The sequence below is a fragment of the Vibrio sp. YT-19(2023) genome, assembly GCF_033337395.1.
In genome coordinates, this window is the sequence record NZ_JAWOQN010000932.1 from 1 (window position 1) to 559 (window position 559).

Annotated in this window: 1 protein-coding gene; it reads right to left on the reverse strand. The window is 38.8% G+C overall.

Going from position 1 to position 559, the window contains the following annotated elements; all coding sequences use genetic code 11:
* Positions 1–360: 360 nt before the first annotated feature.
* On the reverse strand, positions 361–559 hold a 199-nt coding region (locus R7E78_RS29265), incomplete at its 5' end, for a hypothetical protein (protein WP_318059037.1).

Consider the following 559-nt stretch of genomic DNA (forward strand, 5'->3'; position numbering starts at 1 on the left):
ACCATCAACGAACTTGAAAAGGGTTAAAAGCAAATGCGCTTGAGGTGCTGTTAAGTCTGATTCAGCTATAGCGTCATAGAGAGGGGGCATAATGTCAAACTGGCTCCGTGATTTCTTATGTGCCATAATATCCCTGATTCATTAAGAATCCGCCTAGGGTTGCAGCCCTGTAATGGCGGTTTTTTTGCGTCTGTTGAAAAGAACATACCACATTTTTAACCTAGTGCAAATATGAACTTACCTAGGTGTGATTTTGCACCCACCCTAGGTGTAAATTTATCACTAGACCTAGGTGCATTTTTATCACTCCAACAAACCATAGAACAAACCATAGAACAAATAGCGCTATCGCTTAGATTTTTAATGATTATCTAAAATCCATTTTTTTAGCTCTGAATTTTCAGACCTAAGACGTTCAATCTCCTTGTTGTATTCAGTATCCCTTTTAAAAAGCTCTCTAAGCGTCTCAGAGACGCAATAACGGACAAACTCTTGTCTATCCATAAATAATCTACTTCTGAACGTCTCAATGCCTCTAAGCTGCTCAGGATTGAATCTA